This is a genomic window from Mesorhizobium sp. M4A.F.Ca.ET.020.02.1.1, from assembly GCF_004022645.1.
GTDB lineage: Bacteria > Pseudomonadota > Alphaproteobacteria > Rhizobiales > Rhizobiaceae > Mesorhizobium.
On the sequence record NZ_RZOI01000424.1, the window covers coordinates 1 to 5,309 of the forward strand.

Below are 5,309 nucleotides of genomic sequence, written 5' to 3' on the forward strand. Positions count from 1 at the left end.
GTGTGCGCCGGCCGCTGTCCGGCACCATGACCATGGACGGCAAGCCCTATGCGCCGGCATCAGCAGGCGAGGCGATCGCGGCCGGCGTTTTCCTTGTCGCCAAGGACCGCGCCACCAGCGGCATCGTCGGCGGCTTCAACATCGAGCGCAACATCAGCCTGCCCTTCCTCAAGCGCATGTCAGGCTTCGGCATCATGAAGCGGCGCGCCGAACGCAGCATCGCACGCCGGCAGATCGACGAGCTCGCCATCGTCTGCCGTTCGGAGAAGGACGAGCTTTCCGCACTTTCGGGCGGCAATCAGCAGAAGGTGATGGTCGGCCGCTGGATGTCGCAGGATGCAAAACTGTTCATCCTCGACGAACCGTTTCAGGGCGTCGACATCTCGGCCCGGCGCGACATCGCCTCCAAGCTCCGAGCGAGCGCCGACGGCCGCGCCACGCTGCTCTTCGTCACTGAGCTCGACGAGGCGCTGGAGACGGCCGACCGCATCCTGGTCATGTCGGAGCAGACGATCGTCGGCGAACACAGGAACGAAGACATCGATCTCGAGCGGCTGCTTGCCGAAGTGGCGGGCGGCCCGCTGCACAGTGCGGCGTGAGGATCATGGACAGGAATGGAGCAGGGATGCGTTGGACTGACATGGCAACGGCGCCGGAGAGCGCTGCATGATGTTGCGTGACCATGCCATCCGCTACGGCTTCATCGTCCTTCTGTTCGGCCTGATCGCCTATTTCGCGGTCGCCGCCGACGGTTTCGTGTCGCCGCAGAGCGCGGTCTTCATCTTCCAGTCCGTCGCCATCACTGGCGTGCTGGCGCTCGGCGTCACGGCGACCCTCGTAGTCGGCGGCTTCGACCTGTCGATCGGCTCGGTCGCCACCAGCGCCATGATGGCGGCCGCCTATGTCATGGTGGTTCTGGAGCAGAACGCCGTCGTCGCGGTCGTCGTCTGCCTGCTCATAGGCGCCGTCGTCGGCCTGATCAACGGCTGGCTGATCGTCTACATGCGGGTGCCCGACCTGCTCGCCACGCTCGGCATGATGTTCCTGCTCGTCGGCCTGCAGCGCATCCCAACCGAAGGCCGTTCGATCGCCACCGGCATGACCATGCCCGACGGCTCGGTCGCCAACGGCAAGTTCGGCGAAGCCTTCCTGGCGCTCGGACGCCATCGCTTCGATTTCTTCGTGCCCAACCTCGTTCCGGTGTCGGTCGTGGTGCTGATTGTGCTGGCGCTGCTGATCTGGTTCTTCCTCGAATACACGCGCTTCGGCCGCATGATGTATGCCGTCGGCAGCAATGAGCGCGCGGCCGAACTCGCCGGCGCGCGGGTCAAGGCCTACAAGATCTGGGCCTATGTCATTTCGGGCGTCTTTGCCGCGATCGGCGGCATCCTGCTCGCCGCCCGGCTTGGCCGTGGCGACATTGCCTCGGGCAACAATCTGCTGCTCGACGCGGTGGCGGCCGCGCTCATCGGCTACGCGGTGCTTGGCGCGGCCAAGCCAAACGCCTTCGGCACGGCCGTCGGCGCGGTCGTCGTCGGGGTGCTGCTACAGGGCCTGACGATGATGAACGCGCCCTACTACACGCAGGATTTCGTCAAGGGCGGCGTTCTCGTCGTCGCCCTTGTCTTCACCTTCGCCCTTTCCGGCAGGGGCGGGAGATAGGTTCGACCGGTCAAAACAGTGGAGGAAAACGACATGAACATCACAAGAAGACTTCTGGGGAAGGTGGCGCTCGGGCTTGCGGGCGCCACGATGCTGATGCAGGTCCCGGCTCTTGCCGCCGACAGACCGGCGCCGTTCGACAAGCCCGGCGTCAAGATCGCGCTGGTGCGCTATCTGTCGACCGGCGACTTCTTCCAGGCCTATCTCTCGGGCGTCGAGGCGCAGGCCAAGGCGCTTGGCGTCGACCTGCGCGTGCTCGACAGCCGCCAGGACGCCGCCCTTCAGGCCGACATGGTCGACCAGGCCATCGCGCTCGGCGTGCAGGGCATCATCATCCAGCACGGCCTGACGGAATCGATGAAGGATGCCGCGCAGCGCGCGGTCGACGCCGGCATCAAGGTCGTCGCTTTCGACGTCAATGTCGAGAACCCGAAGATCCCGCAGATCGAGCAGTCCGACCGCGACCTTGCCCGTCTCGCGCTAGAGCAGGCGGTCACGGACAATGGCGACAGCTGGACGGCCGGCTATGTCTACGTCGCCGGCATCGCGCCGCTCGACCGCCGCAACGAGACCTGGGTCGACGTGAAGAAGAAGCATACGGGCATCAACGAGGTCGCCATGTTCGGCACGCTCGACAACCCGATTGCCAACTCCGTCGCCAACCAGGCACGCTCGGTGCTGTCGGCGCATCCCGACATAAAGGTAATGTTCGCCCCCTATGACGAATTCGCCAAGGGGGTGAAGATCGCCGTCGACGAGGCGGGTCTGAACAAGGCCGTCAAGATCTACTCGGCCGACATCTCGACCTCTGACATCGCCGCGATGCGCGAGCCGGACAGCGCCTGGGCCGCCACCGCAGCCACCAACCCGGCCGTCGTCGGCCAGGTCTCGGTGCGAGCGCTGGCGCAACTGCTCGCCGGCGAGGATCCCGGCCACAACGTCATCGTGCCGCCGACGCTGATCACCCAGAAGGAGCTCGTGGACAAGGACATCAAGAACATGGAGGACCTGTCGGCCAAGCTGCCGCAGTTCGCCCATGCCGATGTCGCCATGCCGGCCTGGATGCCGAACCCGAACGCCAAGTAGTTCTGGTCTAGGCGCGTTCGCCTCTGATGGCATTGATGCGACGCGCTTCCGACTCCCAACTGCTGCACGCTTTTGGCGACATTAGCAACGTTGGCGCTGCCCCTCATCCGCCTGCCGGCACCTTCTCCCCGTATAGTGACAGGGAGAAGGTGCTGGCCGCGACGCTGGCGCATATTCTGCAACGCTGGAGGTTGACGAAACCATCCGCGACAGCTGTCTTTCTCCCCGTCACTATACGGGGAGAAATGCCCGGCAGGGCAATGAGGGGCAGCGCCAACCGACGAAATAAATAACGTCAACCGTCTTGCTTGAGACCGTTCTAGCCAACGCGACCTCTTTCGTGCTCGGAAGAGAGTGGCATCCAGGGCCGCTCTCCTGCTTGCAGCCCGCTCTCAGCCCACTCTTCCGGCGCGCGCCAACCCATGCGCCACCAGCCGGTCGATGACTTCCGGATAGCTGACGCCGCTCGCCGCCATCGCCTTGGCGTACATGCTGATGTCGGTGAAGCCGGGAATGGTGTTGAGCTCGTTGATCAGGAACGTCATGTCCGGCATCAGGAAGAAGTCGACACGCGCCATGCCGTCGCAACCGACGGCCCTGAAGGCCCTTGCGGCCATGTCGCGCATCGCCTGCTCGACTTCCCGCGGCAGTTCGGCCGGCACGATCAATGCCGCGCCGTTCTCGTCGATATACTTGGCATTGTAGTTGTAGAAGCCGTGGCTTTCCGCCGGCACGATCTCGCCCGGCCGCGAGACGAAGAGCTTGCCCGCGGGGTCTTCCAGCACGCTGAATTCGATCTCGCGGCCACGGACGAATTCCTCCGCCAAGAGCTTGCGATCGTGCTGGAAGGCTTCCGCAAGCGCTCGATCGAATTCCTGGCTGGCATTGACCTTTGCGACGCCGACAGACGAGCCCTGCCGCGCCGGTTTGACGAAGAGCGGCAGGCCGAGCTGGTCTCCCAGCACGGCAAGCGATGGCGCCGAACCTTCCTCAATGGTCACCGACCGCGCGACTGGTAGGCCGGCAGCTTTCAGCAGCCGCTTGGCGATGTCCTTGTCGAGCGCAGTCGCGGAGCCCAGGATGCCGCAGCCGGCGAGCGGCACCTGCGCCACTTCCGCCAGCCCCTGCACCGCGCCGTCCTCGCCGTGCAGGCCGTGCAGGACGGGAAACAGGATATCGATATCTGGCAGCGCGTAGGGAGCGCCCTCGGCCGGGATCGCCAGCATCCGCCCGTGTCCGCCCGGCACCAGGCAAATCTCCGTGTCGCCCGAAGGTGCCGACAGCGTGCCGTCCTCGAAACGGCTGAGCAGCCATTTGCCTTCGCGGCTGACGAAGATCGGAACCGCATCATATTTCGCCGGCGCCAGCGCGCGCATGACATTGGTCGCGGAAAGCATCGAAACGTCATGCTCGGCCGAACGCCCGCCAAAGAGCACGGCAATACGCAGTCTGTTCGCGGCCATGAACGTCTCCACCTTGCAAGCGGTTCAAGGAATAGATTGAAGCGGAATTTCGGCAATCGCTTCCGACGACGACAGTTTTCAAGTCGTGGTGGCGAGGTCGCTAAAGTCGCTGCCGCCCCTCAACTGGTGATTGGCGAAACCGTCGGCGACAGCGTCCCTCTCCCCGTCACTATCGTGGAGAGGACACCGGCAGGCGGATGAGGGGCGGCGCCAGCGTTCCCGTCTGAACCCCTGCATGACAGTAGGGGTCCATGGCAGGTTGCCTACCGCAGCGCCGCGGCGATGTTGCCACCGTCGACCGTCGTCACATCGGCGGTGGTTCGATCGGCCAGCGCCTGGTGCAGGAAGGCCTGCGCCACGTCCTCGGCCGTCACTTCCTGGCCGAGCAGATTGCCGGACATGTATTCCTTCTCCGATACGCCGCGCGCGCCCGAGCGGCTGGCGATCATGGCGTCGGTCAACAGACCCGAGCGGATGCGGTCGGCATTGACCGCGTTCGAGCGGATGCCCTGCGCGCCGTAGTCCAGCGCATATTGCCTCGACAAAAACAGCGTCGCCGCCTTCGGTATGCCATAGGCGCCGAACTTCGGCCCCGGGTTGATCGCCTGCTTGGACGTGTTGAACAAAAGCACGCCGCCGGTGCCCTGTGCCAGCATGATGCGCACGGCGTTCTGCGCCGCCGACTGGTGGGCGAAGAAATTGAGCTCGAAGCTCTTGCGCAGCGTAGCGTCGTCGAGCTCGCCGATGCGGCCTTCCCAGGCCGCGCCCGCATTGGAGACGAGGATGTCGAGGCCGCCATAGACGGCGACTGCCCGGTCGAAGGCGGCGCGCAGTTCGGCCGGATTGGTGATGTCGGCGCCAACGCCGATCGAGCCGTTGCCGGCCTTCTTCGCCGCTTCCGCGGCCTTGGCCGCATCGAGGTCGACGATGACGGCATGTGCGCCATTGTCGGCGAACAGCTTCGCCGTCGCCGCGCCGATCGCGCCGGCGCCGCCGGTCACCAGCACCACCTGGCCGGTCAGCGGCTTCGGCTTGTTGGAGGCGAGCTTGGCCTGTTCCAGCGACCAGTATTCGAGCGGGAAGAGATCGGCCTTGGAC

At 65.1% G+C, this 5,309-nt stretch carries 5 protein-coding genes; 3 read left to right on the forward strand and 2 right to left on the reverse strand.

The window, feature by feature from the left end:
* The 3 genes from EN742_RS22965 to EN742_RS22975 form a co-directional block, all read left to right on the forward strand.
* The coding region (locus EN742_RS22965) for an ATP-binding cassette domain-containing protein (RefSeq protein ID WP_148670206.1) at positions 1–599 on the forward strand (599 nt) is incomplete at its 5' end.
* 67 nt (positions 600–666) lie between these two features.
* Positions 667–1,662: an ABC transporter permease gene (locus EN742_RS22970; RefSeq protein ID WP_128333308.1), complete on the forward strand. Its 996-nt coding sequence runs from the start codon at positions 667–669 to the stop codon at positions 1,660–1,662.
* A gap of 33 nt (positions 1,663–1,695) precedes the next feature.
* A complete protein-coding gene (locus tag EN742_RS22975; protein WP_127406276.1) occupies positions 1,696–2,748 on the forward strand; it encodes a substrate-binding domain-containing protein in 1,053 nt (350 codons plus the stop codon).
* A 392-nt stretch (positions 2,749–3,140) separates the two neighbouring features.
* On the opposite strand, the gene EN742_RS22985 is transcribed toward EN742_RS22975, so the two are convergent.
* Positions 3,141–4,211, reverse strand: coding sequence for a D-alanine--D-alanine ligase family protein (locus tag EN742_RS22985; RefSeq protein WP_128333309.1), 1,071 nt, complete (start codon positions 4,209–4,211; stop codon positions 3,141–3,143).
* Positions 4,212–4,474: 263 nt separating this feature from the next.
* Positions 4,475–5,309 (reverse strand): SDR family oxidoreductase (locus EN742_RS22990; RefSeq protein WP_128333310.1); only part of this gene is annotated, 835 nt, incomplete at its 5' end.